Origin of the sequence: Corynebacterium gottingense (assembly GCF_007559235.1) — a bacterium.
Classification (GTDB): Bacteria; Actinomycetota; Actinomycetes; order Mycobacteriales; family Mycobacteriaceae; genus Corynebacterium; species Corynebacterium gottingense.
In genome coordinates this window covers 261,791-286,127 of the sequence record NZ_VMHH01000001.1, presented here as the reverse complement: position 1 = coordinate 286,127, position 24,337 = coordinate 261,791, and the positions used below count along the sequence as shown (strand labels likewise).

The 24,337-nt window shown below is 64.5% G+C and carries 26 protein-coding genes; 17 read left to right on the top strand and 9 right to left on the bottom strand.

Annotated features, from left to right (window positions below; all coding sequences use genetic code 11):
• Positions 1 to 11: 11 nt before the first annotated feature.
• On the bottom strand, positions 12 to 728 hold the full coding sequence (locus tag FPH17_RS01395) for an AMIN-like domain-containing (lipo)protein (RefSeq protein WP_154878396.1): 717 nt from the start codon (positions 726 to 728) through the stop codon (positions 12 to 14).
• 309 nt (positions 729 to 1,037) lie between these two features.
• Here FPH17_RS01395 and dapB point away from each other — a divergent pair, with 309 nt between their 5' ends.
• From dapB to FPH17_RS01350, 9 genes are all read left to right on the top strand, one after another.
• The gene (gene dapB / locus FPH17_RS01390) at positions 1,038 to 1,793 is read left to right on the top strand and encodes a 4-hydroxy-tetrahydrodipicolinate reductase (RefSeq protein ID WP_154878395.1); all 756 of its coding nucleotides are present in this window, start codon (positions 1,038 to 1,040) and stop codon (positions 1,791 to 1,793) included.
• A gap of 4 nt (positions 1,794 to 1,797) precedes the next feature.
• Positions 1,798 to 2,550 (top strand): FAD-dependent thymidylate synthase, encoded by a 753-nt coding sequence (thyX, locus tag FPH17_RS01385; protein WP_095545854.1) that lies wholly within the window; start codon positions 1,798 to 1,800, stop codon positions 2,548 to 2,550.
• Positions 2,551 to 2,614: 64 nt separating this feature from the next.
• Positions 2,615 to 3,523 carry a 4-hydroxy-tetrahydrodipicolinate synthase gene (gene dapA / locus FPH17_RS01380; protein ID WP_154878394.1) on the top strand — a complete coding sequence of 303 codons (909 nt, stop codon included), beginning with the start codon at positions 2,615 to 2,617 and terminating at the stop codon, positions 3,521 to 3,523.
• A gap of 2 nt (positions 3,524 to 3,525) precedes the next feature.
• Positions 3,526 to 5,601 carry a ribonuclease J gene (locus tag FPH17_RS01375; RefSeq protein ID WP_095536720.1) on the top strand — a complete coding sequence of 692 codons (2,076 nt, stop codon included), beginning with the start codon at positions 3,526 to 3,528 and terminating at the stop codon, positions 5,599 to 5,601.
• A 94-nt stretch (positions 5,602 to 5,695) separates the two neighbouring features.
• Positions 5,696 to 6,139, top strand: coding sequence for a hypothetical protein (locus FPH17_RS01370; protein WP_154878393.1), 444 nt, complete (start codon positions 5,696 to 5,698; stop codon positions 6,137 to 6,139).
• Between the two features lie 21 nt (positions 6,140 to 6,160).
• Complete coding sequence (locus FPH17_RS01365; protein WP_154878392.1) at positions 6,161 to 6,793, top strand: TIGR03085 family metal-binding protein; 633 nt, start codon at positions 6,161 to 6,163, stop codon at positions 6,791 to 6,793.
• A gap of 115 nt (positions 6,794 to 6,908) precedes the next feature.
• Positions 6,909 to 10,256, top strand: coding sequence for an FtsK/SpoIIIE family DNA translocase (locus tag FPH17_RS01360; RefSeq protein WP_154878391.1), 3,348 nt, complete (start codon positions 6,909 to 6,911; stop codon positions 10,254 to 10,256).
• Complete coding sequence (locus tag FPH17_RS01355) at positions 10,257 to 10,859, top strand: DJ-1/PfpI family protein (protein ID WP_154878390.1); 603 nt, start codon at positions 10,257 to 10,259, stop codon at positions 10,857 to 10,859.
• Positions 10,860 to 11,043: 184 nt separating this feature from the next.
• Positions 11,044 to 12,216, top strand: a complete 1,173-nt coding sequence (locus FPH17_RS01350; protein WP_154878389.1) for a TerC family protein — start codon at positions 11,044 to 11,046, stop codon at positions 12,214 to 12,216.
• A 31-nt stretch (positions 12,217 to 12,247) separates the two neighbouring features.
• On the opposite strand, the gene FPH17_RS01345 is transcribed toward FPH17_RS01350, so the two are convergent.
• Positions 12,248 to 12,541 carry a YciI family protein gene (locus FPH17_RS01345; protein WP_154878388.1) on the bottom strand — a complete coding sequence of 98 codons (294 nt, stop codon included), beginning with the start codon at positions 12,539 to 12,541 and terminating at the stop codon, positions 12,248 to 12,250.
• A 46-nt stretch (positions 12,542 to 12,587) separates the two neighbouring features.
• Here FPH17_RS01345 and pgsA point away from each other — a divergent pair, with 46 nt between their 5' ends.
• The 4 genes from pgsA to FPH17_RS01325 all read left to right on the top strand — a co-directional run bounded on the left by pgsA (position 12,588) and on the right by FPH17_RS01325 (position 14,928).
• Positions 12,588 to 13,127: a CDP-diacylglycerol--glycerol-3-phosphate 3-phosphatidyltransferase gene (gene pgsA / locus FPH17_RS01340; RefSeq protein WP_244288040.1), complete on the top strand. Its 540-nt coding sequence runs from the start codon at positions 12,588 to 12,590 to the stop codon at positions 13,125 to 13,127.
• Positions 13,117 to 13,611 (top strand): CinA family protein, encoded by a 495-nt coding sequence (locus FPH17_RS01335; protein ID WP_154878386.1) that lies wholly within the window; start codon positions 13,117 to 13,119, stop codon positions 13,609 to 13,611. Before pgsA ends, FPH17_RS01335 begins: the two co-directional genes overlap by 11 nt.
• A gap of 8 nt (positions 13,612 to 13,619) precedes the next feature.
• Positions 13,620 to 14,000, top strand: coding sequence for a helix-turn-helix domain-containing protein (locus tag FPH17_RS01330; protein ID WP_154878385.1), 381 nt, complete (start codon positions 13,620 to 13,622; stop codon positions 13,998 to 14,000).
• 70 nt (positions 14,001 to 14,070) lie between these two features.
• On the top strand, positions 14,071 to 14,928 hold the full coding sequence (locus tag FPH17_RS01325; RefSeq protein ID WP_154878384.1) for a PspA/IM30 family protein: 858 nt from the start codon (positions 14,071 to 14,073) through the stop codon (positions 14,926 to 14,928).
• Between the two features lie 58 nt (positions 14,929 to 14,986).
• Here FPH17_RS01325 and FPH17_RS01320 read toward each other — a convergent pair whose 3' ends face one another.
• Genes FPH17_RS01320 through FPH17_RS01310 form a run of 3 tightly spaced genes read right to left on the bottom strand, consistent with a single transcriptional unit; the run spans position 14,987 to position 16,880 of the window.
• Entirely contained in the window at positions 14,987 to 15,598 is a 612-nt protein-coding gene (locus FPH17_RS01320; RefSeq protein WP_203085528.1) for an energy-coupling factor transporter transmembrane component T family protein, read from the bottom strand.
• A complete protein-coding gene (locus FPH17_RS01315; protein WP_154878382.1) occupies positions 15,598 to 16,287 on the bottom strand; it encodes an energy-coupling factor ABC transporter ATP-binding protein in 690 nt (229 codons plus the stop codon). Before FPH17_RS01315 ends, FPH17_RS01320 begins: the two co-directional genes overlap by 1 nt.
• A complete protein-coding gene (locus tag FPH17_RS01310; protein ID WP_154878381.1) occupies positions 16,287 to 16,880 on the bottom strand; it encodes a biotin transporter BioY in 594 nt (197 codons plus the stop codon). Before FPH17_RS01310 ends, FPH17_RS01315 begins: the two co-directional genes overlap by 1 nt.
• Positions 16,881 to 16,954: 74 nt before the next feature.
• On the opposite strand from FPH17_RS01310, the gene FPH17_RS01305 reads away from it, so the two are divergent.
• From FPH17_RS01305 to recX, 3 genes are all read left to right on the top strand, one after another.
• Positions 16,955 to 17,170, top strand: a complete 216-nt coding sequence (locus FPH17_RS01305) for a DUF3046 domain-containing protein (RefSeq protein WP_154878380.1) — start codon at positions 16,955 to 16,957, stop codon at positions 17,168 to 17,170.
• Positions 17,171 to 17,418: 248 nt separating this feature from the next.
• Positions 17,419 to 18,573 (top strand): recombinase RecA, encoded by a 1,155-nt coding sequence (gene recA, locus FPH17_RS01300; protein ID WP_095277290.1) that lies wholly within the window; start codon positions 17,419 to 17,421, stop codon positions 18,571 to 18,573.
• Entirely contained in the window at positions 18,573 to 19,196 is a 624-nt protein-coding gene (recX, locus tag FPH17_RS01295) for a recombination regulator RecX (RefSeq protein WP_154878379.1), read from the top strand. Before recA ends, recX begins: the two co-directional genes overlap by 1 nt.
• 38 nt (positions 19,197 to 19,234) lie before the next feature.
• Here recX and FPH17_RS01290 read toward each other — a convergent pair whose 3' ends face one another.
• The 4 genes from FPH17_RS01290 to gluA form a co-directional block, all read right to left on the bottom strand.
• Positions 19,235 to 20,173 (bottom strand): amino acid ABC transporter permease, encoded by a 939-nt coding sequence (locus tag FPH17_RS01290; protein ID WP_154878378.1) that lies wholly within the window; start codon positions 20,171 to 20,173, stop codon positions 19,235 to 19,237.
• Positions 20,173 to 20,859, bottom strand: a complete 687-nt coding sequence (gene gluC, locus FPH17_RS01285; RefSeq protein ID WP_095534755.1) for a glutamate ABC transporter permease GluC — start codon at positions 20,857 to 20,859, stop codon at positions 20,173 to 20,175. The genes FPH17_RS01290 and gluC overlap by 1 nt, the downstream gene beginning before the upstream one ends.
• Before the next feature lie 72 nt (positions 20,860 to 20,931).
• Entirely contained in the window at positions 20,932 to 21,807 is an 876-nt protein-coding gene (locus tag FPH17_RS01280; RefSeq protein WP_095547140.1) for a glutamate ABC transporter substrate-binding protein, read from the bottom strand.
• 50 nt (positions 21,808 to 21,857) lie between these two features.
• Positions 21,858 to 22,586 carry a glutamate ABC transporter ATP-binding protein GluA gene (gene gluA, locus FPH17_RS01275; protein WP_165765357.1) on the bottom strand — a complete coding sequence of 243 codons (729 nt, stop codon included), beginning with the start codon at positions 22,584 to 22,586 and terminating at the stop codon, positions 21,858 to 21,860.
• Positions 22,587 to 22,721: 135 nt separating this feature from the next.
• Here gluA and miaB point away from each other — a divergent pair, with 135 nt between their 5' ends.
• On the top strand, positions 22,722 to 24,329 hold the full coding sequence (gene miaB, locus FPH17_RS01270) for a tRNA (N6-isopentenyl adenosine(37)-C2)-methylthiotransferase MiaB (RefSeq protein WP_154878377.1): 1,608 nt from the start codon (positions 22,722 to 22,724) through the stop codon (positions 24,327 to 24,329).
• Positions 24,330 to 24,337: the final 8 nt, after the last annotated feature.

Genomic DNA, 24,337 nt, shown 5'->3' with positions numbered 1-24,337 from the left:
CCCCGCCCCGCTTACCGGGCAATATCGACCACGACGCGCGTCGGGTTCTCAAGCGTGTAGATCTTGTACTCGCGCTGGCCGTCCAACCCGATAAAGAACTGGGAATCGGCCTCAAAGATCGAGCCCAGGTACACGTCCGCAATGTTGCCCGCCGCGACGCCCTTACTCCCCATCACCGTGATCGGCGCGTCGGTGCGCATCATATCCCCGGCCGTGCCCTGCACATTCACTTCGAGGTGCGCCGCGCCCGGCACCTCCATCACGTTCCCAGAGGCCTGTTGCCGCGGCGTATCGACGTACCCCGCCACGTAGCTCGGCAAGCCCGTCCCCGCGTACTCAAAGACGACGCGGTCAATATCGCCGTGGGAGCCCGCGCGCACATCCTGCAGTTGTAAGTCAGCCGGCTGCGGCTGCGTGACCCGGACTTGCTCCGTGCTGAACTGCCCGCCATCGCTCGCCGCGGACAGCTTTTGCGCCCGAGTCTCAGCCCGAGTTTCAGGCTGCGTCTCAGGCACAGCGCTTACCGACGCCCCCGCGTCCCCCTCCGGGCGTTCGCTGGAAGCAACCTCCGCCGCAGACGTCGGAGTGGCTGCGCTCGAGGGGGTGGGAGCCTCATCGGATGACTCCGGCGAGCAGGCGGTCAGCGCGAGAGTGCAGGCGAGGGCGGCGCTGGCGACTGCGGCGGCGTGGGAGACATGGGGCGCGTGGTGCTGACGTGACTGTTGCATGGTGCCAGTATATGGGGAAGGGGAGGGTGTGGGCGTCGAGAAGCGAATTGCTACGCGCCCTCGACGAGCTGGATGTAGTGGCCGTTCTGGTCGTCGAACACTGCGGCTTTGACCTCGCCCATCGGCGGCGACATCATCCACGTTGAACCGGGTAAAGGGCAGGCCGTCGCGGTAGAACTCGAGCGCGCGCTGCTGGTCCTGAACACAGCGAGCAAGGACTGAAATACGCATACCCGCCAGTGTGCCCGGGCTTGGCCGCGCGGGCTAGAGTTGCGAGGGAACAATGCAAGCGGAAACGAGGAGGCCAGCATGGCGGACAAGGTGATCAAGGTCGGAGTGCTCGGAGCGAAGGGGCGCGTGGGTACCGCTGTGGTGGCCGGCGTGAACAAGGCTGAGGACCTGGAGCTGGTTGCAGAGGTCGGCAGCGGCGACTCGCTCGAGGTCCTCGCCGAGCGTGGCGCGGAGGTCATCGTGGACTTCACCACGCCTGCGTCCGTGATGGACAACCTGGAGTACTGCATCACTCACGGCATCCACTGCGTGGTGGGCACGACCGGGTTCGATGAAGCCCGGTACGACCAGGTCCGCGCCTGGTGCGCCGACAACCCGGAGGTGGGCGTGCTCGTTGCGCCCAACTTTGCAATTTCCGCGGTGCTGACCATGGCGTTCGCTCGACAGGCGGCCCGGTTCTTCGATTCGGCCGAGGTCGTCGAGCTGCACCACCCGAACAAACTCGACGCGCCGTCCGGCACTGCGCTGAAGACGGCGCAGGGCATTGCCGATGCCCGCCGCGACGCCGGTCTGGGTGCCATGCCGGACGCCACCGAGCAACAGCTCGACGGTGCCCGCGGCGCCGACGTCGATGGCGTGAAGGTCCACGCGGTGCGCATGCAGGGCATGGTCGCGCACGAGGAAGTCATTTTCGGCACGACCGATCAGTCGCTGACCATCCGCCAGGACTCCTACGGGCGCGAATCCTTCGTGCCTGGCGTGCTTACCGGCGTGCGTGGCGTCGCAGACCGTCCCGGTCTGACCATCGGTCTGGACGACTACCTGGGGCTGTAGCGACATGGCCGTTTCCTCGCACCTGGACGTCCAACTCATCGCTGCCTCCCAGTTCCGCGCCCCCGCGGGTGTGGCGTGGGAGGCCGACCCCACGGCCACCGACGCGGAATCGCTCGTAGAATTCGCGGGCCGGGCCTGCTACGAGACCTTTGACCGGCCCAACCCGCACACGGCGGCGAACGACGCCTACCTGCACCACATCCTAGACGTCGGGCACGACGCGCTGCTCGAACACGCCACCGCGACCCTGTACATCCGCGGACTGTCGCGCGCGGCGGGCAACGAGCTGCTCCGCCACCGGCACTTCTCTTTCTCCCAGCTGTCGCAGCGCTTCGTGCACAGCGACGACAACGAGGTTGTCGTCCCCGACATCATCGCGGACGACGAGGAACTTTCGCGCATGTTCCTGCGCGCGGTGGACGACTCACGCTTTGTATACGACGAGCTGCTGCAGGCCCTGGAAGAAAACATGGCCTCGGAGCCGAACGCGTTGCTGCGCAAGAAGAAGGCCCGCCAAGCCGCGCGCGCGATCCTGCCCAACGCGACCGAAACCAGGTTCGTCGTCACCGGAAACTACCGCGCGTGGCGCGGGTTCATCGCCTCACGGGCGTCCGAGCATGCAGACGTGGAGATCCGCACGCTCGCCGTCGAGTGCCTGGAGCTGCTGCGCGGCCAGGCACCAGTGTTGTTCAGTGACTTTTTGATCAGTGAGCTTGCCGACGGCACGCGGATGGCCACCAGCCCCTACGTGCGGTAGGGGCGGGGTTGCAGAGGGGCGTCGATAAGCACTTGCGTTAACGAAGAGGGTAGTCTGTGTGCTCATGGGCACATCTATGAAAGCTAACCTCGGTGCAGAAGTCTTTGGCACCGTCTGCGTCGCAATGGTCACGCCGTTTGATTCCAACGGAGAACTTGACTGTGATGCAGGCCGAAAGTTGGCAGCCCACCTTGTAGATCATGGAATCGACTCGCTTGTCCTCGCAGGCACAACCGGCGAATCCCCGACCACCACGGTGGAGGAAAAGCTGGCCCTGCTCAAGGCGGTCAAGGAAGAGGTGGGTGACTCCGCAACGCTGATTGCGGGAGCCGGCACAAACAACACGAAAACCTCGATCGCGCTGGCGCAGGCCTCGCGCGATGCCGGGGCGGACGCACTGCTGGTAGTCACCCCGTACTACTCCAAGCCCTCCCAAGCAGGCGTAAAGGCCCACTTCACCGCCGTGGCCAAAGCGACCGACCTGCCGATCTGCCTGTACGACATTCCCGGCCGCTCCGGAATCCCCATTGCTGGGGAGACCATTGCTAAGCTGGCTGAACTCGAGACAGTGCAGGCGGTAAAGGACGCGAAAGGCAACTTCTTTGAGGCCGCTCCGCTCATTCAGAGCACGGGCCTGGCCTGGTACTCCGGGGACGACCCGCTCAACCTGCCCTGGCTGTCCGTTGGCGCGACCGGAATGATCTCCGTCGTGGCGCACGCGGCTCCGCAGGCAATGCGTGACATGGTGACAAGCTTCGAGGAAGGCGACCTCGCCCGCGCGCGGGAAATCAACGCCAACACCCTGACCGTGCTTGCTCGACAGCAAGCAGCGCTCGGCGGTGCAACATTTGCAAAGGCAGCCCTGCGACTGCAGGGCATCAACGTAGGGGCGCCGCGCCTGCCGGTGGTTGACGCAACCCAGGCGCAGCTTGAGGCGCTCCGTGAAGATATGGAAAAGGCTGGAGTTCTCTAAGTATGAACGAACCCCGTAATCGCTCCCGCAAGGTGACCCGCAAGGCGGGCCCGCCGGAGCCTGCTGAGCAGCAGCCCGCGTTCAAGGCGCCGTCCCAGCAGACCCCCAACAACGAGTCCCACGGCGACGGTCACAACGACGCCGACCACGGAAGCGGCAACGGCAAGAACGGCGGTGGTCGCAACGGTGGCCACGCCAAGAACGGCGGCAATGGCAACGGCAATGGCAACCAGGGCAACGGCCGTGGCGGCAACGGCCGCGGCAGGCGCCGTCGCGGCCGCGGTGGCGGCGGTGGCGGTGGCCGCCGCAACCCGGTGAAGTCCATGCAGGGCGCGGATCTGACGAAGCGCCTGCCCGCCCCGCCGAAGCCGGCGAAGGACACGCTGCGCATCTACGCGCTTGGCGGCATTTCTGAGATCGGCCGCAACATGACGGTCTTTGAGTACAACGGCAAGCTGCTCATCGTGGACTGTGGCGTGCTCTTCCCCAATTCCGGCGAACCGGGTGTGGACCTTGTCCTGCCGGACTTCGGCCCCATCGAAAACAAGCTGGACAAGGTCGAGGGCCTCGTGGTCACGCACGGGCACGAGGACCACATCGGCGCCATCCCGTGGCTGCTCAAGCTGCGCCCGGACATCCCGATCTACTCCTCGCGATTTACCAACGCGCTCATCGCCGCGAAGACGAAGGAGCACCGCCAGCGCCCGAAGCTGCACGAGGTGAACAAGGACTCCGAGGTGACCCTCGGCCAGTTCCGCCTGCGTTTCTGGCACGTCGGCCACTCCATCCCGGAGTGCCTGGGCGTGTCCATCAAGACCGGCGCCGGCCACGTCGTCATGACCGGCGACGTCAAGGTGGACCAGACCCCGTACGACGGCAAGCCCACCGACATCCCCGCGCTGTCGAGGCTTGGCGACGAAGGCGTGGACCTCTTCCTCTGCGACTCCACCAACGCCACGATCCCGGGTATCTCCGCTTCGGAGGCCGGCATCGAGGACACCCTGACCCGCCTCGTTGCGCAGGCGAAACAGCGCGTGGTCATCGCGTCCTTCGCGTCCAACGTGTCGCGCGTGCAGATGGCGGTCAACGCCGCCGTGGCGAACAACCGCAAGGTCGCGTTCAACGGCCGCTCCATGCTGCGCAACATGGAGATCGCGGAGAAGATGAGCCTGCTCAAGGCCCCGAAGGGGACCATCATCCCGATCGAAGAGGCCGCCAAGATGGCGCCGCACAAGACGGTGCTCATCACCACCGGCACGCAGGGCGAGCCGATGGCTGCGCTGTCGCGCATGTCGCGCCGCGAGCACCGTCAGATCACGGTCCGCGACGGCGACACGATCATCCTGTCCTCCTCTCTGATCCCGGGCAACGAGGAAGCCGTATTTGCCGTGATCAACAACCTTGCGCAGATTGGCGCGAAGGTGATCACCAACAGCGAGGCGCACGTCCACGCGTCCGGTCACGGCTACGCCGGTGAGCTCCTGCAGCTCTACAATGCGGCGCGGCCGAAGAACGCGATGCCGGTACACGGCGAGTGGCGCCACATGCGCGCAAACAAGGAGCTCGCGATCTCCACCGGCGTCCGACCGGAGCACACCGCGCTCGCGCAGAACGGCGTGGTGGTGGACATGCACGCCGGCAAGATCAAGGTGGTCGGCCAGTACCAGGTCGGTCAGCTCTACGTTGACGGCGAGACCATGGGCGACGTCGACCCGGACGTGCTGGCAGACCGCAGCTCGCTCGCATCCGGCGGCGTTGTGTCCATCACCTGTGTAATCGATGACCGCACCGGTCAGCTGCTGGAGGCCCCGCGCGTGTCCACCACCGGTTTCTCCGACGACGACCGCGACTTCAACAAGAAGCTCGTCGAGCGTGTCGAGGGCGTGATGGGCGACCTCGCCGCAGAGGGCGAGAACGACCCGTACCGTATGGTGCAGCAGCTGCGTCGCAAGGTCTCCCGCGCGATTGAGCAGAAGTACAAGCGCGAGCCGGTCATTCTGCCGACCGTTGTGCCGATGGCCGCGGATAACCTGCCGGTTGAGGACGACGACATCGAGCTCACCCGCGAGTCGCTGTAGCCGCAATTCGCTTAGCGACGCCAACCCCCTCGGCCTGCAAGTTCGGACCGAGGGGGTTGCGGCGTTCCTGACAGGTGTGTATAAAAAATGGTCTATGACGACCTTCACAAAGACCACCGCTGTAATGATCGCCGCCACAATTCTGTTCGCGCCCGCTGCCCACGCTGACGACACAGACGACGACACCGACTGGACCGGCGGACACCCGCTGCCTGAAGGCACCGAGGCGCCGCACGAGCCGGGGTATGGCTCGGCCTGGAGGATGTACGACGTGATCAAGTTCGGGGACCCGAATTTCCGCAACAGCGAGGTCCGGGGAGTGCGCGTCATCGGTGACTTTGATGCGGACCAGATGCTGTGCTCCATGAACTTCAAAGGTGGTGTGGGGTCCTGCTACGTCGACGGCCAGCAGGTGACCGACTTGGGCTGGGCCAAGGGCGGCAAACTCGTTACCGCTGACGCCAAGATCGCACCGTTTACTCCCATCATTCAGGCGTTCGCCAGCCTCGAGCACCGGCTCTCTAGTTCTGCGAGCTAAAAGAACGCTAGGGTGGGCACCATGTCGTTAGCTTCTCGTGAACGTGAAAATCTTGGTGCCCTCCTTCTGCAGTTGGGTCCAGACGCTCCGACGCTGCTCGATGGCTGGACCACCCGCGACCTTGCTGCGCACCTGTACGTGCGTGAACACCGCCTTCCGTGGGGGTTTGGCAACTTCTTCTCGCCGTTGGCCAAGAGGCTGGGCAAGGAGATGGACAAGGCCAGGAACCGCCCGTACGAGGACAACATCAAGGATTGGCTCGCAGGTCCGAGCAAATTCGCCGCGCCCTTTTTTGCGCCGCTGAACACGGGCGAAAACTTTGTCCACCACGAGGACGTCCGCCGCGCGCAGGGCACCGATGTGCAACCGAGGGAGCTCAGCGCCGCCGCGCAGGAGCGCCTGCTCAATTCCGCGACCAGCTACGGCAAGGTGACGCTGCGCAAGGCGCCGGTCCCGGTGATTCTCACGCCGGAGCACCTGCCGCCCGTCACGCTTGGCGACAAGTCCGGTGTCTCGGACCAGGGCGATCGTGTCGTCCGCGTCTTCGGTGACCCGAGCGAGCTACTGCTGTGGGTCGTCGGCCGTGCCGCAGTGGCAAAGGTGCGGGTGGACAACGAGGAACTGCTCGAGGGCTACGAGATGTCCGTCGGATAGTCGGTTTCTTAAGGGGCCAATGGGGGAGTGGCTCCCCTCGATGCGGCGAGGTTTTTCCGCGCCACCCCGAGTTGCCTATGGGAAGTATGTGACTCGAGGTATTAGAGTGACAGCCATGTCTGTCAAAAATTCCGCACCACGCTCAACGCGTCCCCGCTCGAGCGGGTCGTCGACGCGGCGCAATGGCCCCGTGTCGCTGACGCACCCGCCGACATCATCAATGGTGGCCGCGGAAACTGCCGACGAGCGCGTCGGCTCGGCCACCAGCGTGGTCGGTCGCTCCATCGGCGCGGCAGCAAGCTCTGCGGCGCGCGGGGTGAGGGGCGTGTTCGGGGGCCTGTCCCGTCGCGTCAGCGGTGGCCGTGATGGTCGCGGTGGTCGCGGTGGCCGGTACGCCACCGACGAAGAACTCGACGACAGCTTTGACCCGTTTGATGATGAAGAGGAGCACGTGCAACAACGCACCCGTACGAGGAGCGCAAAGCGATCCGCCCGCCGCGGCGACGACCATAACGACTACGCCGACCACAACGACTACGACGATTATGACGATCGTGGCGAGCAGGCCGAACTCGGCGACGACGGCAGGGGCCTCCCGCGGCGCGGTCGTGACAGCATAGCCGAGCACGCGGATGCGTGGGGGCTACTCCTTATCGGCCTTGCTGCGGTCATCGGTGCATCGGTGTGGCTGGACATTGCCGGTCCGATCGGCGAGCTCATCGCCACAGTGACCCACTGGGTAATCGGCGCTGGCGCGCTCATCCTGCCGGTCCTCCTCGTCGGGATCGCCATCGCGTTGATGCTCAATGTGCGCACGCCGCGGGACGTCCGCAACCGGGTCTCGCTGGGCCTGGGCATTATCGCGGTGGCCATGCTCGGACTCGTCCACGTCTTCGCCGGCAACCCCGCAGATTGGGAGACGCGCCGCATCGCCGGAGGTGTCATCGGCGCATACACCGGCGGCCTTTTGGCCAAGGGCTTCTCCTCGTACGTTGCGATCCCGCTCCTCGCACTCGTGATCGTGTACGGCGCGCTGAAAACCACCGGTATTACCGTGCGCCAGGCGTACGACTACGTCGTCGCGCGCATTTCCGAGCTTTTCGACGCCACCAGAAACCCAAGCGATGACGACGTTGACGATGAGGACGCTGACGGCTTGGACGACGATTTGTACGGCCACGTCGAACGGGACCTGGACGACATCGCCGAAGGACGCGAGCGCCGCTACAACCGTCGGCCCGCGCAGCGACGGGAACGCCCCGCCCGATCTGACCGCGCTGACCGGTCCGACCGCGAGGAGGCGCGCCGAGAGCGTCTGCGCCGAACCCGCCCGCGCCGCCGCACGCCGATGGACAACTACCCGACGGACGAGCAGCACTCCGATCCGACCGAGGCGTTCGACCGACAGCGGGTGGACGACTTCGGCGAACCGGTCACGGAGGCCTTCGACGCTCCTGCCGAGCCCGAGGTACACGACGATCCTTCCCCGGCGTCTTCGAAGCGCGGCACCACCCGCGCACGCAAACACAGTGACGACGGGGAGACCAAGGTCCTGAAGCGCACCGCGGAAGCCGCGGGCGGCGTTGCAGGCGCTGCAGCCGGGGCCGCAGGCGCGGCGAAGGCTGCAGGGGCCGCAGGTTCCACTGCGGCGGCGGGCGCTGCTGCTGGCGCGGGCGCTTCCGTGGCGGGTGCCGCCGCTGAGGCAGCCGGTGACGCAGTGAGCAGCTCCCGCGAAGCCGTGCGCAAGGCGATCGTCGCTCGCTCCGGTGTCGACGCGTCCGCGGTTCCGGCCTCAACCCCGAAGTCCGAGGTGGAGGCAGCAAGCGTCGACCCGGCGCAGCAGCGTGCGCGCAAGATTCAGCGCAACTCGGACTACGCGCTGCCGTCGACAGACTTGCTCATCCAGGGCAGCGCTCCGAAGACGCGGACCGAGGCGAATGACCGCATGATCGAGGCGATTACTGACGTCTTCGAGGAGTTCAAGGTCAACGCCCAGGTCACCGGATTTTCGCGCGGCCCGACAGTGACGCGCTACGAGGTCGAGCTCGGCCCAGGCGTGAAGGTGTCAAAGATTACCAACCTGCAGTCCAACCTTGCGTACGCCGTGGCCACGGACAACGTACGCCTCCTCACCCCGATCCCGGGCAAGTCCGCCGTGGGCATCGAGGTGCCGAACCGCGACCGCGAGATGGTCCGACTGCGCGACGTGCTCGACGCGCCGAAGGTGGCCACCGACGAGGACCCGATGCTTATCGGCCTGGGCAAGGACATCGAGGGCGACTTCATCGCGTCCTCGGTGCAGAAGATGCCGCACCTGCTGGTGGCCGGCTCGACCGGTTCCGGTAAGTCCGCCTTCGTCAACTCCATGCTGGTCTCGCTGTTGACTCGCGCGACCCCGGAGGACGTCCGCCTGATCCTCGTGGATCCCAAGATGGTCGAGCTGACTCCTTACGAGGGCATCCCGCACCTGATCACCCCGATCATCACGCAGCCGAAGAAGGCCGCGGCGGCGCTCCAGTGGCTGGTCGAGGAGATGGAGCAGCGTTACCTGGACATGAAGCAGGCGCGCGTGCGCCACATCAAGGACTTCAACCGGAAGGTCCGCAGCGGCGACATCCAGGCACCACCCGGCTCGGAGCGCGAGATGCGCCCGTACCCGTTCATCGTGTGCGTGGTCGATGAGCTCGCCGACCTGATGATGACCGCGCCGAAGGAGATCGAGGAGTCGATCGTGCGCATCACGCAGAAGGCGCGTGCGGCAGGCATTCACCTCGTGCTGGCAACGCAGCGTCCGTCCGTGGACGTCGTCACCGGCCTGATCAAGACCAACGTGCCTTCGCGCCTCGCGTTCGCCACCTCCTCGCTGACTGACTCCCGCGTCATCCTGGACCAGGGCGGCGCCGAGAAGCTCATCGGTATGGGCGACGGCCTGTTTATCCCGCAGGGTGCCGGCAAGCCGCAACGCATGCAGGGCGCCTTCGTCACCGACGAGGAAATTCAGGCAGTGGTCGACGCCGCGAAGTCCCAGGACGAGCCCGACTACGTCGAGGGTGTCACCGAGGAGAAGCAGGCAGAGAAGAAGGTCATCGACGACGACATTGGAAAGGACCTCGACGACCTGCTCGAGGCCGTCGAGCTGGTTGTCACCTCCCAGCTCGGCTCGACGTCGATGCTGCAGCGCAAGCTGCGCATCGGCTTTGCCAAGGCGGGCCGCCTCATGGACCTCATGGAGTCCCGCGGCGTCGTTGGCCCGTCCGAGGGCTCGAAGGCCCGCGAAGTGTTGGTCAAGCCCGAGGAACTGGAGACCATCATTTGGATGATCAAGGGCGCGGACCCCGCGGAGGCACCCAAGGAGCAGTCGCTTGACGACGACGCGCCGTCGCCAAGCGACGCCCCAGACGCATCGGGCGACGACACCCGCACGGTGGAGGCGACCTACAACCCGACTGGCGGGGCGTTCTAGATGTCGCACCGTAGCTCGAGGAGATTCTCGATCGTCCTGTTTGAGGAATTCGAACTACTCGATGTGGCCGGGCCGTTGGAGATATTGTCCAAGGTTGAAGGGTGGGACACCGAGCTACTCTCGCCGGATGGGAGACCGGTGGGCGCGTCCCAGGGTGTGCGATTCGAGGTCGATGGCTCCTACGCGCAGAAAAGCGGCGACGTGCTCCTTATCCCCGGAGGGCTCGGGACGCGAACGCTTGCCCATGACGAAGAATTTCTTCGAAGTCTCACCTCGATGGCGAATGGCGCGAGCGTGCTCATGTCGGTGTGTACGGGCTCGGCCCTGCTCGCCGCAGCGGGACTCCTTGAGGGATATGCGGCAACCAGTAACAAGCGGGCATTTGCATGGGCCACTGGCTTCGGGTGCGACATCGACTGGCGCAAATCTGCCCGGTGGGTGCATGACCGCGATCGGTGGACGTCTTCCGGAGTGTCGGCCGGGACGGATATGGCGGCGGCATTCGTCGCAGCCGAGTGTGGAGTGGATGTGGCGCGCGAGGTTGCTTCCGCTATCGAGCTCCGCCTGAACCTTGACGCTGACGAGGACCCGTTCGCTGTGTAGCCGTGACTCGCGCGGTGCACAGGGTGGTGTATTGTTGGACGAGCTTGGAGGGGAGTACCCCGTAAGCGCCTGGACCGTCAACACGGAAGCGTCGGTAAGCGATTGCCCCGGTCTGGGCCGCCCCGCGCTGGGTGGGGGAGACCTCCGGTCATCTTTGTTCGAACTCTGACCGGAGGATATTTCTATGCATGTGCCCCTGTATATCTGGCTCATCACCTCAGCGGTGATTCTCGGCTTCTTCGTCTTTGACTTCGTCTCGCACGTGCGAAATGCGCACGAGCCCACGATGAAAGAGTCCGGAGGTTGGGCCGCCTTCTACATGACGATGGCCGCAATCTTTGGCGGCATCGTTTGGTGGCTCTGGGACGCCGAGCACGGCGTACAGTTCTTCACGGGCTACATCACCGAGCTTTCACTGTCGGTGGATAACCTGTTCGTGTTCGCCTTGATTATGGGCGCGTTTAAAATCCCTCGGGCGTACCAGCAAAAGGTGCTGCTGATCGGCATCGTCATGGCGCTGGTCTTCCGCCTCCTGTTCATCCTGCTGGGTGCGGTGATCATCGAGGCCTGGTCGGACGTGTTCTACCTGTTCGCGGCCTTCCTGATCTATACGGCGATCAAACTCGTCTACGACGAGGCGACAGACCAACCCGACGAAGACCCGAATGACATGTTCGTGGTGAAGACGCTGCGTAAGGTCATTCCGGTGACCAAGTCATATCACGGCGACCGACTCATGTCGAAGACTGAGGCGGGGAAAAAGGCAGTGACCCCACTGTTTGTGGCGCTGCTGTCCATCGGGTTTATCGACGTGATGTTCGCGTTCGACTCCATTCCGGCTATCTTCGGTATCACCCAGGAGTCGTTCCTGGTCTTCACCGCAAACGCCTTCGCGCTGCTGGGCTTGCGTCAGCTGTACTTCTTGCTCAACGGCCTGCTGGACAAGCTCGTGTACTTGCCGTACGGGCTCGCGATCATCCTGGGCTTCATCGGCGCGAAGCTGCTGCTACATGCACTGCACGAGAACAACTTGCCGTTCATTAACGGGGGCGAGGGCCTGGCCGTACCGGAGGTTGGCACTGTGGCCTCGCTGGTGGTGATTGTGGGCGTACTCGTGGTCACTGCGGTGGCGTCGATGCTTAAGGATCGGGCCGACGTGAAGGCCGGCAAGGTGGATCCGAACGAGACGAGCTACCACATCGACTATGACGACCATGGCAACCGCCGCAAGGTGGACAAGCACGGTCACCACATCGAGTGGGTCGATGATCCGGCTACCTCCGGCAAGGGCGATCACACCGCCACGGGTTCGCGGGAGACGGATCACCTGCACGTCGCCCGCGGCGGTAAGAAGTAGGGACGAGGGGCGTCCCGGCCGAAACGCCGGCTTACTTCCCGGCGAAGATATTGCTCACCGGGTTCCACTCGTGGACCTCGCGGGACGCGAGCGCGGACTTCTCGGTGTAGGGGTCCGTGTCCATGATTTCCTCGGCGTCCGCGACCGTGGCGGTGTCCGGCAGCTGCAGGATGATGAGTGCCTGCTCGCCGCCCGCGTACGGGCCGGAGCCGACGATCCGTCCCAGCGACAGCTGGCTGGCGATGAATTCGCGGTGGGCGGGGCGGGTGGCGTCGACAAGCGCCGTGTCCTCGCCGTAGGTATAGGTAAACGCAAAATACTTCATGGGTGGCAGTCTAGGCCACGGCGAATGGGTAGGTAGGCTGGTTTTTGTGAAGACTCAGTCCAATTGGAATCTGCCGAACGCTCTGACGTCGCTGCGAATTCTGTTTATCCCCGTGTTCGCGTGGCTTGTGCTCACGCAACACTGGTGGTGGGCCTTTGGCCTGTTCGTGGCGCTCATGATCACGGACAAGCTCGACGGTGACATCGCCCGCGCGCGCAATATTGTCACCGATTTTGGCAAGATCGCGGACCCGATCGCGGACAAGGCGCTGATGATCACTGCGCTGGTGACGCTCAACATCGCGAGCTCCTTGCCCGTCTGGATCACGGTGGTCATCATCGTCCGCGAGCTGGGCATCACGTTCTGGCGCATGTGGATGCTGCGCCAGGGCCACGTCGTTCCAGCTTCCAAGGGCGGCAAGCTCAAGACGGTGCTGCAGACCGTCGGCGTGGGCATGTACCTGTGCCCGCTGCCCGGATGGATGGACATCCCGACGCTTACGGTCATGCTCATCGCCGTCGTGGTGACCGTGGTCACGGGCGTGCAGTATCTCGTGGACGCGCGAAAGGCCAACAATGGAGCGTGAGCTCGTCGCATTGCTTATCGACGCCCCCGCCACCCTCGCCTTCTGTGAATCCCTCACCGCAGGCCTCGCGGCCGCGACCGTGGCGCAGGTGCCGGGCGCTTCAGCAGTGCTGCGGGGTGGCCTGGTCACCTACGCGACGGACCTGAAGGAGTCGCTGGCTGGGGTACCGCACGCGGTGCTGGAAGCGAACGGCCCCGTTAGCCCCGTTACGGCGCGCGCCATGGCCGAAGGCGCGCGCCGAGTCTGTGGTTCGGACTACGGCGTCGCGCTGACTGGCGTTGCCGGACCCGACCCGCAGGACGGGCACCCGGTTGGTGAGGTGTGGGTCGGCGTCGCGGGTCCGCGACGGAGCTTCGCCCTGGCCGCGGGTGGCACCGAGCCGCTGCGGGGATCGCGCCAGGACATCCGCGAGGCGGCGGTGGGCGCGGCGCTGTCGGCCCTGTACAACGAAGTCCGGGAACAAACACAAGGGGAGGACCGTTAGTACTCGTGATGGCAACTACAACTCTCGTACATGAATCACCGATGATCCAGCCCGCCGCGCTCGACGGCGCGGCGGGGCGCTCCCTCGCCCCGGAAGCGCAGGAGCGCGAGCCGCTGCTGCGCGAGGCCCTCGGCATGTCGCTGCGCGCCTACCGCGCCGATAAGGGCGTGACGCTGCGCGAGCTGGCAAAACAGGCGCGTGTGTCCTCTGGCTACCTCTCCGAGCTGGAGCGCGGCCGCAAGGAGGTCTCTTCTGAGCTGCTCGCGGCAATCTGCACCGCGTTGGATACATCGGTGGCGGAGCTGCTGATGGAGGTCGTGGCGAACATGTCGCTGCACTCCATTCAGGAGGAATTGGCAACAACTTCACCGGCCGCAGCGGAAGCATAACTCGGCCCAGCACACTAGAGTGTTGGATTATTAGTGTGACTGACAGGTAACGAAAGGTTCTTGAAGTACTATGGCTAACCCGTTTGCGAAGTTCTGGAACTACCTCATGGCGCTCTTTGACAACAAGATCGAGGAGAACGCCGATCCGAAGGTGCAGATCGAGCAGGCTATCGGTGAGGCGCAGCGCCAGCACCAGGCCCTGTCGCAGCAGGCTGCGGCGGTGATTGGTAACCAGCGCCAGATCGAGATGCAGCTGAACCGCCGCCTGGAAGAGGTGGAGAAGCTGCAGGCGAACACCAAGCAGGCACTGCAGCTGGCGGACAAGGCTCGCGAGGGTGGAGACGCCCAGAAGGCCCAGGAGTACGAGAATGCGGCCGAGGCCTTCGCAGCGCAGCTCGTCACCGCGGAGCAGAGCATCGAGGAAACGAAGCAGCTGCACGACCAGGCGCTGCAGCAGGCCACCCAGGCAAAGCAGGCCGTTGAGCGCAACGCTGCGCACCTGCAGCAGCAGGTGGCAGAGCGCTCCAAGCTGCTCAGCCAGCTGGAGCAGGCGAAGATGCAGGAGAAGGTCTCGGAGACCATGCAGTCCATGAACTCCATCACCGCCTCCGGACCGAACCTGGATCAGGTGCGCGACAAGATCGAGCGCCGCTACGCAAAGGCACTCGGCTCCGCCGAGCTGGCAGAGAACTCAGTCCAGGGCCGTATGGCCGAGGTCGAGCGCGCCGGCATCCAGATGGCGGGCCACGGCCGCCTCGAGCAGATCCGCGCGGAGATGTCCGGCGAGCTGTCTTCCGGTTCCAAGCCTGCCATCGAGCAGAACGCGCAGGGTGCGGTCGGCAACGCGCAGGGTGCAGCCGGTAACGGCGCGAACGTCAGCGACGACGCTGTCGCGCAGCGCATGCGTGAGCTTCGCGGCGAGAACTAAGGAGGGCGCCGGCGCGAGAGCGTGGCGCAAACGTCCCCATTGATGGCCCGCGGCGCGGTTAATCTGCCGCGCCGCGGGCCATCAGTGCTTCTCCGATCATGCGCGCTCGCAAGACGGCACGAATCACCAGAGGAATGCCAAACGCGGTGACGGAGAGCCCGAGCCCACGCGCCTTGCGCGCTTCCAGAACCTCATTGGCTGTTGCCAGCATGAGTGGGACGAGCCTGATCGTCAAGGCGATGGCGAGGCTGATTGTGTTTACGGGAACCCCGAAACGCTGGAGTGGCGCAAGGTTGCGATCAAGCGCGTCTAAAAGCGCCTCCACCGTGGTGGTGAGCGTGAGTAGATTCGCTGCGGCGATTGTGGACAAGAGCCCGAAGAACGTAGCGGCAGCTGAGGCGAGACCGTTTTGCCACCAGAGGAACGCGGAGAGGAACGCCAACAGGGGGAGCACTGGCAGCGCCTGCTCCGCTGCAATGCGCGGCGGGATGGCCGCCACGGCGTAGAGGGTGACCACAAGCCCGAGCGCGGCGAGTGCGTGCCACGGGCGCGTGGGGAGCAATGTGACGGCGATGATGAAGACCAGCAGCGTGACGAACTTCGCCGTCGGATGCGCGCAGTGCAGCACCGAGTCGCCGGGGACGTAGACGCCGAGGGGGAGCGTACGGATCACGATGTCTGCTCCATGAGCTCGGTGTAGAAAGCGATCGCTTCGTCGGGGTTCCCGTCGTACGCCAGCTCGCCGTCATTGATGCAAATGACTCGGTCGAAGCCGCGCAGCATGTCCAGGTCGTGGGTGACGACGATCAGCTGCTGGTCCAGCGCGTCGAGCTCCCTGATGATGCGGCGTCGGTTCCGCAGGTCCAGGAGGGTCGTTGGCTCGTCGGCGATGATCGTCTCCGGGCGGATTACCAAGACCGAGGCCAGTGCGAGAAGCTGTTTTTCGCCGCCGGAAAGTGTGTGCGGGGACGACTCAGCCTTGTCACTTAGACCGAATCGTTTGAGCGCTGCGTCGACGCGGTCGCGCACTTCTTGCCGGGGAAGTTTGAAGCGGCGAAGGGAAAACGCGACGTCGTCGCGCACGCGCGGCATGACGATCTGCGACTCCGCGTCAGAGAACACAAAGCCCACGCGTTTGCGAATGGTTTTGCCGTCGGTGGAGGGTGACATGGCGTCGAAAAGCACCTGCCCCTCGGACGGCGTGATGAGGCCGTTGATGAGGCGGACGGTGGTGGATTTGCCGGATCCGTTGGAGCCAATGATGCCGATGCGGCGCTCCGTGAGCGTGAGGTTGAGGGGCGCGAGCACTGTGCGGCCGTCGTAGGAGACGGCGGCGCCGCGAAATTCGATAGTGGGCATTAGCGGCGGCGCATGTCGGGGAACGCGGCGTGGACGGCGAGCGCGATGATGACCATGACGGCGATCTTCGCGGCGTCGGCGGGCAAGAAGGGGACCTGGGCGAGCCAGGCGGCACCGAAGATGAGATCGGCACGGAGCATGAGGCCGAAGACGCCGAAGAGGTACTGCAGGGCGAGACCGAGGTAGCCGGCGACGAGGAAGGGGATGACTCGTCCGGCTTTGGACGAGCGGAGCGCGGAGTAGGCGATCGCCCCGGCGACGGCCGCGGAGATGATGTAGCCGACGAGGTAGCCCGCGGTGGGGGATCCGAGCGCGTAGAGGGTCGTGCGACCGCCCGCGAGGACCGGGAACGCGAGCCCGATGAGCAGGATGAGGACGACGGAGGCGGTGCCGCGGCGAGCGCCGAGGACCAGGCCGGTAAGGATTGCGGCGGCGTTTTGCAGGACGATCGGTACGCCGGCGGTGCCGACGGGGATGGAGACAAAACCGAGGATCCAGAAGATGGCCGCGAAGACGGCGATGTAGGCAATGTCGACGGCGGTGATACCGGGCTTGGACCCCGCATTGGCTGCCGGGGTGGTGTGTGTACTCATGGGTGAAACCTTAGTGAACGCTGTTCAACTCGTGCGATGCGGGGAGGGAGCGGCGCGCGTGTAGGTTAGACGGCATGCGTTTGACGGAATTTCGGCAGTTGGTGGAAGACGAATTCGGCTCGGATCGCGCCGGTTGGATTATCCAGTCCCAGGTGATTTCCGCGGAGGGCGAAACGGCTGCAGAGATGATCGAAAGCGGGGTCGATCCAAAGGCGGCGTGGGAGCGACTGTGTGACTCCTTTGACGTGCCGCAGGAGCGCCGCCTGGGCGTAGACCGGCCTGGGAGGTAGCGCGCGGCCCTTTGTCGGCGGTGCGCCGTGGAGGGGGTGGGCCCACTTGGGTGTCGCGACGTGTACTCGAACACCTATGCGTGTATAGTCGTTGCGTGTCCGCGCCCTGCCGTAGAGTGCCAGTCAGCGCCACAGGAGAAAAAGATTGGTGGCAGAGGGAACCGCACCCCTATGGTCGTGCGTCTAATTAGATAAAGGGCGGCCACGGTGCCGCGTGCGAACCTACGAAAGACATAAAGGAGAACAACATGGCTGCGAAGAAGAAGGCTGCCGCGAATAGCGGCAACGAACGTCAAAACGCGCTCGATGCGGCGATGGCTCGGATTGAGAAGGACTTTGGCAAGGGCGCCATTATGCGTCTTGGAGACGATAACCGTCCGCCAATCCAGTCCATTTCTTCGGGCAATACTGCGATTGACGTCGCCCTCGGTATCGGAGGCTGGCCCCGCGGCCGTGTCGTAGAGATCTACGGGCCGGAATCTTCCGGTAAAACGACGGTGGCACTGCACGCAATCGCCTCCGCCCAGCGCGCCGGCGGTATTGCCGCGTTCATTGACGCGGAGCACGCGCTTGACCCGGAGTACGCGCGCAAGCTCGGTGTGGACACCGATAACCTGCTGGTGTCCCAACCGGATACCGGTGAGCAGGCCCTGGAGATTGCGGACATGCTGGTGCGCTCCGGCGCCATCGACATCATCGTGATTGACTCCGTCGCAGCGCTGACGCCGAAGGCGGAAATCGAGGGCGAGATGGGCGACTCCCACGTCGGCCTCCAGGCCCGCCTGATGTCGCAGGCGCTGCGCAAGATGACCGGTGCGCTGTACAACTCCGGCACCACCGCGATCTTTATTAACCAGCTGCGCGAGAAGATCGGTGTGATGTTCGGCTCGCCGGAGACTACCACCGGCGGTAAGGCGCTGAAGTTCTACGCCTCCGTGCGTTGTGACGTGCGCCGAATCCAGACCCTGAAGGACGGCCAGGATTCCATTGGTAACCGCACCAAGATGAAGATTGTGAAGAACAAGGTCTCGCCGCCGTTCAAGATCGCCGAGTTCGACATCATGTACGGCGAGGGCATCTCCCGCGAGTCCTCCATCATTGACCTCGGCGTCGACAACGGCATCGTCAAGAAGTCCGGCTCCTGGTTTACCTATGAGGGCGACCAGCTCGGCCAGGGCAAGGAGAAGGCCCGCAACTTCCTCAAGGACAACCCGGACCTGGCCAACGAGATCGAGGACAAGATCTTCCAGGCCCTCGGCGTCGGCGCGTACGCCAAGTCCAACAACAGCGAGGGCGATGAGCTTAGCGACGATCCAGTGGACATGGTCCCCAACGTCGACTTTGACGACGACGAGGTCGGCGACGGTGCCCCGGCCGGTGCGTCCGCCGCTGACGCGAAGTAGTGGCAGGCCCACGCGATCGGGGGGCGGCCCAGCCTGACCCGGAAAAACTTGAGCAGCTCAAGGAGGCCGTCGAGGCCTACGAACGCGGCGAGGGGAGCAACCAGCTCTTCGACCGCACCCGGGAGGAGGCCCTGGCCCCAGTGCGAAAGCGGGCGCTGGGGCTGCTCGACCAGCGGGCGCGCTCCCGCGACGAGCTGCGCTCCCGCCTCCTGCGCGCGGAGTTCGAGCCACAGCTCGTTGAGGACGTTCTTGACCAGTTACAAGGTTCCGGGCTGCTCAACGACGCCGCGTTCGCCCACGAGTGGGTGCGGCAGCGCGCGAAACGGCGCGGGAAGTCATCGCGGTTCCTGGACAGGGAGCTGCAGCAAAAGGGCGTGGCTCAGGCCGATCGGGCCGAGGCCCTAGCGCAGCTCAGTGAAGCAGACGAGGAGGCCACCGCGCGGGCGGTGGCAGAGAAGAAGGCCCGCCAGGTGAGGCACCGCCCCGACGGGCGGGCCGAGTACGACAAGGTGTTGCGACGCATCGTCGGCGCGATGGCGCGCCGCGGCTTCCCCGAGGGGATGGCGCTGCGTCTGGGCCGCGAGGTGCTTGAGCAGCGCCTCGCGGAGCTCGATGGAGAGTGAGTGACGTGGGCGTGGCGTCGAGAGGCGATGCCCCGCGTCTACTCGTCGGGGTTGGCAACCTTGGTGTAGTTGGGGTTGTGCCAGTCCACGTTGACGTTGTCTTTGGTTTCCAGGCCCTGGTTGTGCTGCTTGGGAACTTTGGCAAAGGGGTTGCGGCGCGCGCGACCTGCGCGAAGCTGGTGTTCAACGCGTGACGCCAAGCGGGTGAGCAGGAAGTTGATGGCGATCATGATGATGGCCACGACGATGAGCGCAGGGATGTAGTTCTTGTTTGCGGACGCGACCTGAGTGCCCGAACGGACAACTTCGATGTAGCCGATCTGGTAGCCCAGTGCCGAGTCCTTCAGCGCAATGACCATCTGAGAGATGAGCGCCGGCAGCATTGCGGCGACGGACTGGGGGAGCAGGATCTGCCACATGGTCTGCCAGTGCGACATGCCCAAGGCCTGCGCTGCCTCCGACTGCCCGCGCGGGAGCGACTTGATGCCGGCGCGAAGGATCTCGGCGATGACGGCGCCGTTGTAGAGCGTCAGCGCGATGACGACGGCCCAGAACGCGAGCCCTTTCGGAGGAACGATCTTGAATACCGCGAAGAGCTGGTACAGGAAGATCATGAGCATGAGCACTGGGATGGCGCGGAAGAACTCAATGATCACGCCGCACAACCAGCGCACCACCTTGGTTTGGGCGAGTCGGCCGAGGCCGAAGATCACGCCGAAGACGATGGCGAAGACGATGGAGAGCGCAGCTGCTTTCAGTGTGCCGAGGAGTCCAGGCAAGATGTAGGTGGTCCAGGTGTTGGCCTGGACAAAGGGGGTCCACTTTGCGGCCTCGAGCTGGCCGTTGCCGGCGAGCGTGCTCATCACCCACCACGCGGCCGCAGCGAGGACGGCGATGGTGACAGCGGTGTAGATGTAGTTGCGTTTGACGGCGTTGGGGCCGGGGGCGTCGTAAAGAACTGTTGCGCGTACGGACATTAGCGCTTCACCGCCAATCGGTCAGAAAGCCAGCCGAGGGCGAGGCCCATCGGCAGGGTGAGGATGAGGAACCCGGCGGCGAAGACGCCGAAGACGACGAAGAGCTCGTTGGCGTGGAACTCGATCGTGGACTTCATCAGCAGCGATGCCTCGGCGACACCGATAACTGACGCGATGGTCGTATTCTTGGTCAGCGCGATCAGCGTGTTGCCCAGTGGCACGATCGCCGCGCGGACGGCCTGCGGGAAAATAATGAGCGAGAATATTTGCCCGAAGCTCAAGCCCAATGAGCGGGCAGCTTCGGCCTGGCCGAAGTGGACGGTGTTGATGCCGCTTCGGAGCGACTCGGCGACGAAACAGCTGGTGTACAGGATGAAGCCGAGCACCGCCAGGCGGAAGTTCTGGTCCGCGATGAACGTCGAGGAGTCCCTGCTGGCCAGTTCAAGCCCGAGGTTTTGGTACAGACCGAACGAGCAGAAGAGCACAACCAGGGTGAGTGGGGTGTTTCGCACCGTTTCGATGTAGGTGGTGGCGAGCCCGCGCAACACACCGACCGGCGAGACGCGCATTGCCGTCAGCAGCGTGCCTAAGAGCATCGCGCCGATGGCCGAATAGACGGTGAGCCGGATTGTGGTGAAAAATGCGGGCCAAAGCTTTGGCAGCAGGTCGGCCCATAGGGCGTCCATAGTTGACTCCTCGGTGCAGTGCGGTGAGTAGATTGGGGGCTGGTGCGGGGCGCGCGGGCGCGTGGGGAGCGCCTACTGCTCCAGGAAGGACAGGTCGCCCGGCTTGTCCTGCTCGACACCTACGCCGCCCTCGAGGTTTTCGTTGACGAACGTGTCAAAGGAGCCGTCCTCGTACATAGCCTCGAGCGCGGTATTGATGGCGTCGACGGTTTCGGTGTCGTCCTTGGTCACGCCGATGCCGTAGTGCTCGTTGGTAAACGGCTCGCCGTCCTTTTCCAGCTCCACGACCTTGAAGTCGCCCGGGGACTGGGCCGCGTAGCCGCCCAAAATAGTGTTGTCTGTGGTCAGCGCGTCGACGTTGCCGTTGCGCAGCGCCTCGACGCACGAGGAGTAAGTGTCGTACTCCTGGAGCTGCACTCCGGGGAGCGCGTCCTTGACCTTCTGCGCCGGGGTGGAGCCGGTGACGGAGCACAGGATGCGGCCGTCAAGGTCATCCAGGCCGTTGATGTCATTACCCTCGCTGCGCACGAGCAGCCCCTGGTGGGTGAGCAGGTAGGGGCCGCCGAAGCTCACGGCCTCTGCGCGAGAAGAGTTAATGGAGTAGGTTGCGCCGATGGCGGCGACCTCGCCGTTTTGGATCAGGGTTTCGCGCTGCGCTGATGGGGTTTCGCGCCAGGTGATTTCAGGGTGCTCCCAGCCGTTCGCATCGGCGATGGAATTGACCACGTAGGTCATGATTTCCACGTCCAGGCCGGTCATGGAGCCGTCTGCTTCGCGCAGGCCGAGGCCCGGCTGGTCATACTTGGTGCCCAGGGTGACGTTGCCCGCCTCAATTTGGGCGAGTAGGCCGTCGCCGCTCTCGCTCGAGGTGCCGCCGCACGCGACGAGCATGGTGGCGGTGAGCGCTGCGATGGACGTGGTTGCCAGGGCGCGGAAGATGCGGTTCATAAGTGGTCTCCTTTGGGATTGGGATGAGGGGAAGGGAAGGGCGTAGGGGGTTAATGCGGAAGGATTTTGGCCAGGAAGTCCTTGGCACGATCCGACTGCGGGTTGGTAAAGAAGGATTCTGGGTCGGAGTCCTCCACAATCTCGCCGTCAGCCATGAAGAGGATCCGGTCCGCCACTTTGCGGGCGAAGCCCATTTCGTGTGTGACTACGACCATGGTCATGCCGGATGCGGCGAGTTCGCTCATGACGTCCAGGACTTCTCCCACCATCTCGGGGTCGAGGGCGGACGTGGGTTCGTCGAAAAGCATGACCTTCGGGTCCATGGCCAGGGCACGCGCGATAGCGACGCGCTGCTGCTGACCGCCGGAAAGCTGCGCCGGGTACTTGCCTGACTGGTTGCCAATGCCAACCCGGTCGAGCAACTCGTTCGCGCGGTTGACTGCGTCCGATTTGCTGTGCTTGCGCACCTTGATGGGGCCGAGCGTGACGTTGTCACGGATGGTCAGGTGCGGGAACAGGTTGAACTGTTGGAACACCATGCCCACGTCGGCGCGCAGCTTGGCAAGGTCTTTCCCTTCCTCAGGAAGGAGCTTGCCGTCGATGTGGATCGAGCCTTCCTCGATGGTTTCGAGGCGGTTGATCGTGCGACACAGGGTTGACTTGCCGGACCCGGATGGGCCAAGCACAACGACAACCTCGCCTCTGGGAACGGTGAGATTGATGTCAGTCAGGGCGTGGAAGTCACCGAAATACTTCTGCACGCCCTCCATGAGAATCATGGGTTCAGTAGCCTGTGTCATGCATATAACATTTAGCTGATCCAAGTGATCTGTGACATGCTTTTGTGAAACTTTGTGTAAACCTCCCCCAAACTGTGGGTAACTCGAGCGGCGCGGGTGGTGGAATTCCCGGTTATGCTGCGGGCGTTGGCGGCGATACACTGTGCAACCGTGACGCAGCAACAGAATCTTCAGGGGCAAGAAGTGACCAGCGGTGGAGCCGGCCGCACCTACGAGGTGCGCACCTTCGGCTGCCAGATGAACGTGCATGACTCGGAGCGACTTTCCGGCATGCTTGAACGCGCCGGATACGTCGCCGCGGAGCAGGAGACCGAAGCCGACCTCGTGGTGTTCAACACGTGCGCGGTGCGCGAAAACGCGGACAAGCGCCTCTACGGCACACTCGGCCAGTTGAAGAAGACCAAGGAAGCGCACCCCGGCATGCAGATCGCTGTCGGTGGCTGCCTGGCGCAAAAGGATCGGGACACGGTCCTGGAAAAGGCCCCCTGGGTCGATGCCGTGTTTGGCACCCACAACCTGTCGGCGCTGCCCGCGCTGCTGGACCGCGCTCGTGTGGAAGACGAGGCGCAGGTGGAGATCGTCGAGTCCCTCGAGGTCTTCCCGTCGGTACTGCCGGCGAAGCGCGAGTCCTCGTACGCGGGCTGGGTGTCCGTGTCCGTCGGCTGCAACAACACGTGCACCTTCTGTATCGTGCCGAGCCTGCGCGGCAAGGAAGCGGACCGCCGACCCGGCGACATCCTGGCAGAGGTCCAGGCGCTGGTGGACCAGGGGGTGTCCGAAATTACGCTCCTGGGCCAGAACGTGAATGCGTACGGCGTGAACTTTGTTGATGAGGACCTGGAGCGCGACCGTTCCGCGTTTTCCAAGCTCCTGCGCGCCTGCGGCGACATTGAGGGGCTCGAGCGCGTGCGCTTCACCTCTCCGCACCCAGCCGAGTTCACCTCTGATGTCATCGACGCGATGGCGGAGACGCCGAACGTGTGCCCGCAGCTGCACATGCCTCTGCAGTCCGGCTCGGACAAGGTGCTCAAGGACATGCGCCGCTCCTACCGCACCAAGAAGTTCCTCGGCATTCTCGACGAGGTGCGTGAAAAGCTCCCGCACGCGGCGATCACCACTGACATCATCGTCGGCTTCCCCGGCGAGACCGAAGAGGACTTCCAGGGCACCCTCGACGTGGTGGAGCAGGCGCGCTTCAGCTCGGCGTTTACTTTCCAGTACTCGCCGCGCCCCGGGACCCCGGCCGCGGAGATGGAGGACCAGGTGCCGAAAGAGGTCGTGCAGGACCGGTTCGAGCGCCTCGTCGCCTTGCAGGAGCGTATTAGTGAGGAGGAGAACGCCAAGCTGGTGGGCACCGACCAGGAGTTGCTTGTCCAGGCCGACGGGGGTCGCAAAAACGACCGGACCCACCGCATGTCCGGCCGTGCCCGTGACGGACGACTCGTGCACTTCACACCCGAGGGCAACATCGACGGCGAGATCCGCCCGGGAGACATCGTCCACGTGACCGTGACTGACTCCAAGCCCCACTTCCTCATCGCGGATTCGGGTGTGCGCTCGCACCGCCGCACCAAGGCGGGCGATAACTCGGCCGCAGGTGAGGTGCCCACCACGGCGCCGGTCGGGGTGGGCTTGGGCTTGCCGACGATCGGCCGCCCCGCCACTAACGCGGACCCCGCAACCGGCACCGCCGCAGCGGGCGGCGCGTGCGGCTGCAACTAGACTCACTG

Excerpts from the sequence above, each read along its gene's own strand:
- dapB (WP_154878395.1), top strand. The coding sequence starts at position 1,038 with ATGGCGGACAAGGTGATCAAGGTCGGAGTGCTCGGAGCGAAGGGGCGC.
- FPH17_RS01305 (WP_154878380.1), top strand. The coding sequence starts at position 16,955 with ATGCGTTTGACGGAATTTCGGCAGTTGGTGGAAGACGAATTCGGCTCG.
- FPH17_RS01360 (WP_154878391.1), top strand. The coding sequence starts at position 6,909 with ATGTCTGTCAAAAATTCCGCACCACGCTCAACGCGTCCCCGCTCGAGC.
- FPH17_RS01330 (WP_154878385.1), top strand. The coding sequence starts at position 13,620 with ATGGCAACTACAACTCTCGTACATGAATCACCGATGATCCAGCCCGCC.
- FPH17_RS01370 (WP_154878393.1), top strand. The coding sequence starts at position 5,696 with ATGACGACCTTCACAAAGACCACCGCTGTAATGATCGCCGCCACAATT.
- miaB (WP_154878377.1), top strand. The coding sequence starts at position 22,722 with ATGCTGCGGGCGTTGGCGGCGATACACTGTGCAACCGTGACGCAGCAA.
- FPH17_RS01375 (WP_095536720.1), top strand. The coding sequence starts at position 3,526 with ATGAACGAACCCCGTAATCGCTCCCGCAAGGTGACCCGCAAGGCGGGC.
- FPH17_RS01310 (WP_154878381.1), bottom strand. The coding sequence starts at position 16,880 with ATGAGTACACACACCACCCCGGCAGCCAATGCGGGGTCCAAGCCCGGT.
- FPH17_RS01345 (WP_154878388.1), bottom strand. The coding sequence starts at position 12,541 with ATGAAGTATTTTGCGTTTACCTATACCTACGGCGAGGACACGGCGCTT.
- gluA (WP_165765357.1), bottom strand. The coding sequence starts at position 22,586 with ATGATTCTCATGGAGGGCGTGCAGAAGTATTTCGGTGACTTCCACGCC.
- recA (WP_095277290.1), top strand. The coding sequence starts at position 17,419 with ATGGCTGCGAAGAAGAAGGCTGCCGCGAATAGCGGCAACGAACGTCAA.
- FPH17_RS01280 (WP_095547140.1), bottom strand. The coding sequence starts at position 21,807 with ATGAACCGCATCTTCCGCGCCCTGGCAACCACGTCCATCGCAGCGCTC.
- gluC (WP_095534755.1), bottom strand. The coding sequence starts at position 20,859 with ATGGACGCCCTATGGGCCGACCTGCTGCCAAAGCTTTGGCCCGCATTT.
- FPH17_RS01350 (WP_154878389.1), top strand. The coding sequence starts at position 11,044 with ATGCATGTGCCCCTGTATATCTGGCTCATCACCTCAGCGGTGATTCTC.
- FPH17_RS01335 (WP_154878386.1), top strand. The coding sequence starts at position 13,117 with ATGGAGCGTGAGCTCGTCGCATTGCTTATCGACGCCCCCGCCACCCTC.
- thyX (WP_095545854.1), top strand. The coding sequence starts at position 1,798 with ATGGCCGTTTCCTCGCACCTGGACGTCCAACTCATCGCTGCCTCCCAG.
- FPH17_RS01290 (WP_154878378.1), bottom strand. The coding sequence starts at position 20,173 with ATGTCCGTACGCGCAACAGTTCTTTACGACGCCCCCGGCCCCAACGCC.
- FPH17_RS01365 (WP_154878392.1), top strand. The coding sequence starts at position 6,161 with ATGTCGTTAGCTTCTCGTGAACGTGAAAATCTTGGTGCCCTCCTTCTG.
- dapA (WP_154878394.1), top strand. The coding sequence starts at position 2,615 with ATGGGCACATCTATGAAAGCTAACCTCGGTGCAGAAGTCTTTGGCACC.
- FPH17_RS01355 (WP_154878390.1), top strand. The coding sequence starts at position 10,257 with ATGTCGCACCGTAGCTCGAGGAGATTCTCGATCGTCCTGTTTGAGGAA.
- FPH17_RS01395 (WP_154878396.1), bottom strand. The coding sequence starts at position 728 with ATGCAACAGTCACGTCAGCACCACGCGCCCCATGTCTCCCACGCCGCC.
- FPH17_RS01315 (WP_154878382.1), bottom strand. The coding sequence starts at position 16,287 with ATGCCCACTATCGAATTTCGCGGCGCCGCCGTCTCCTACGACGGCCGC.
- FPH17_RS01325 (WP_154878384.1), top strand. The coding sequence starts at position 14,071 with ATGGCTAACCCGTTTGCGAAGTTCTGGAACTACCTCATGGCGCTCTTT.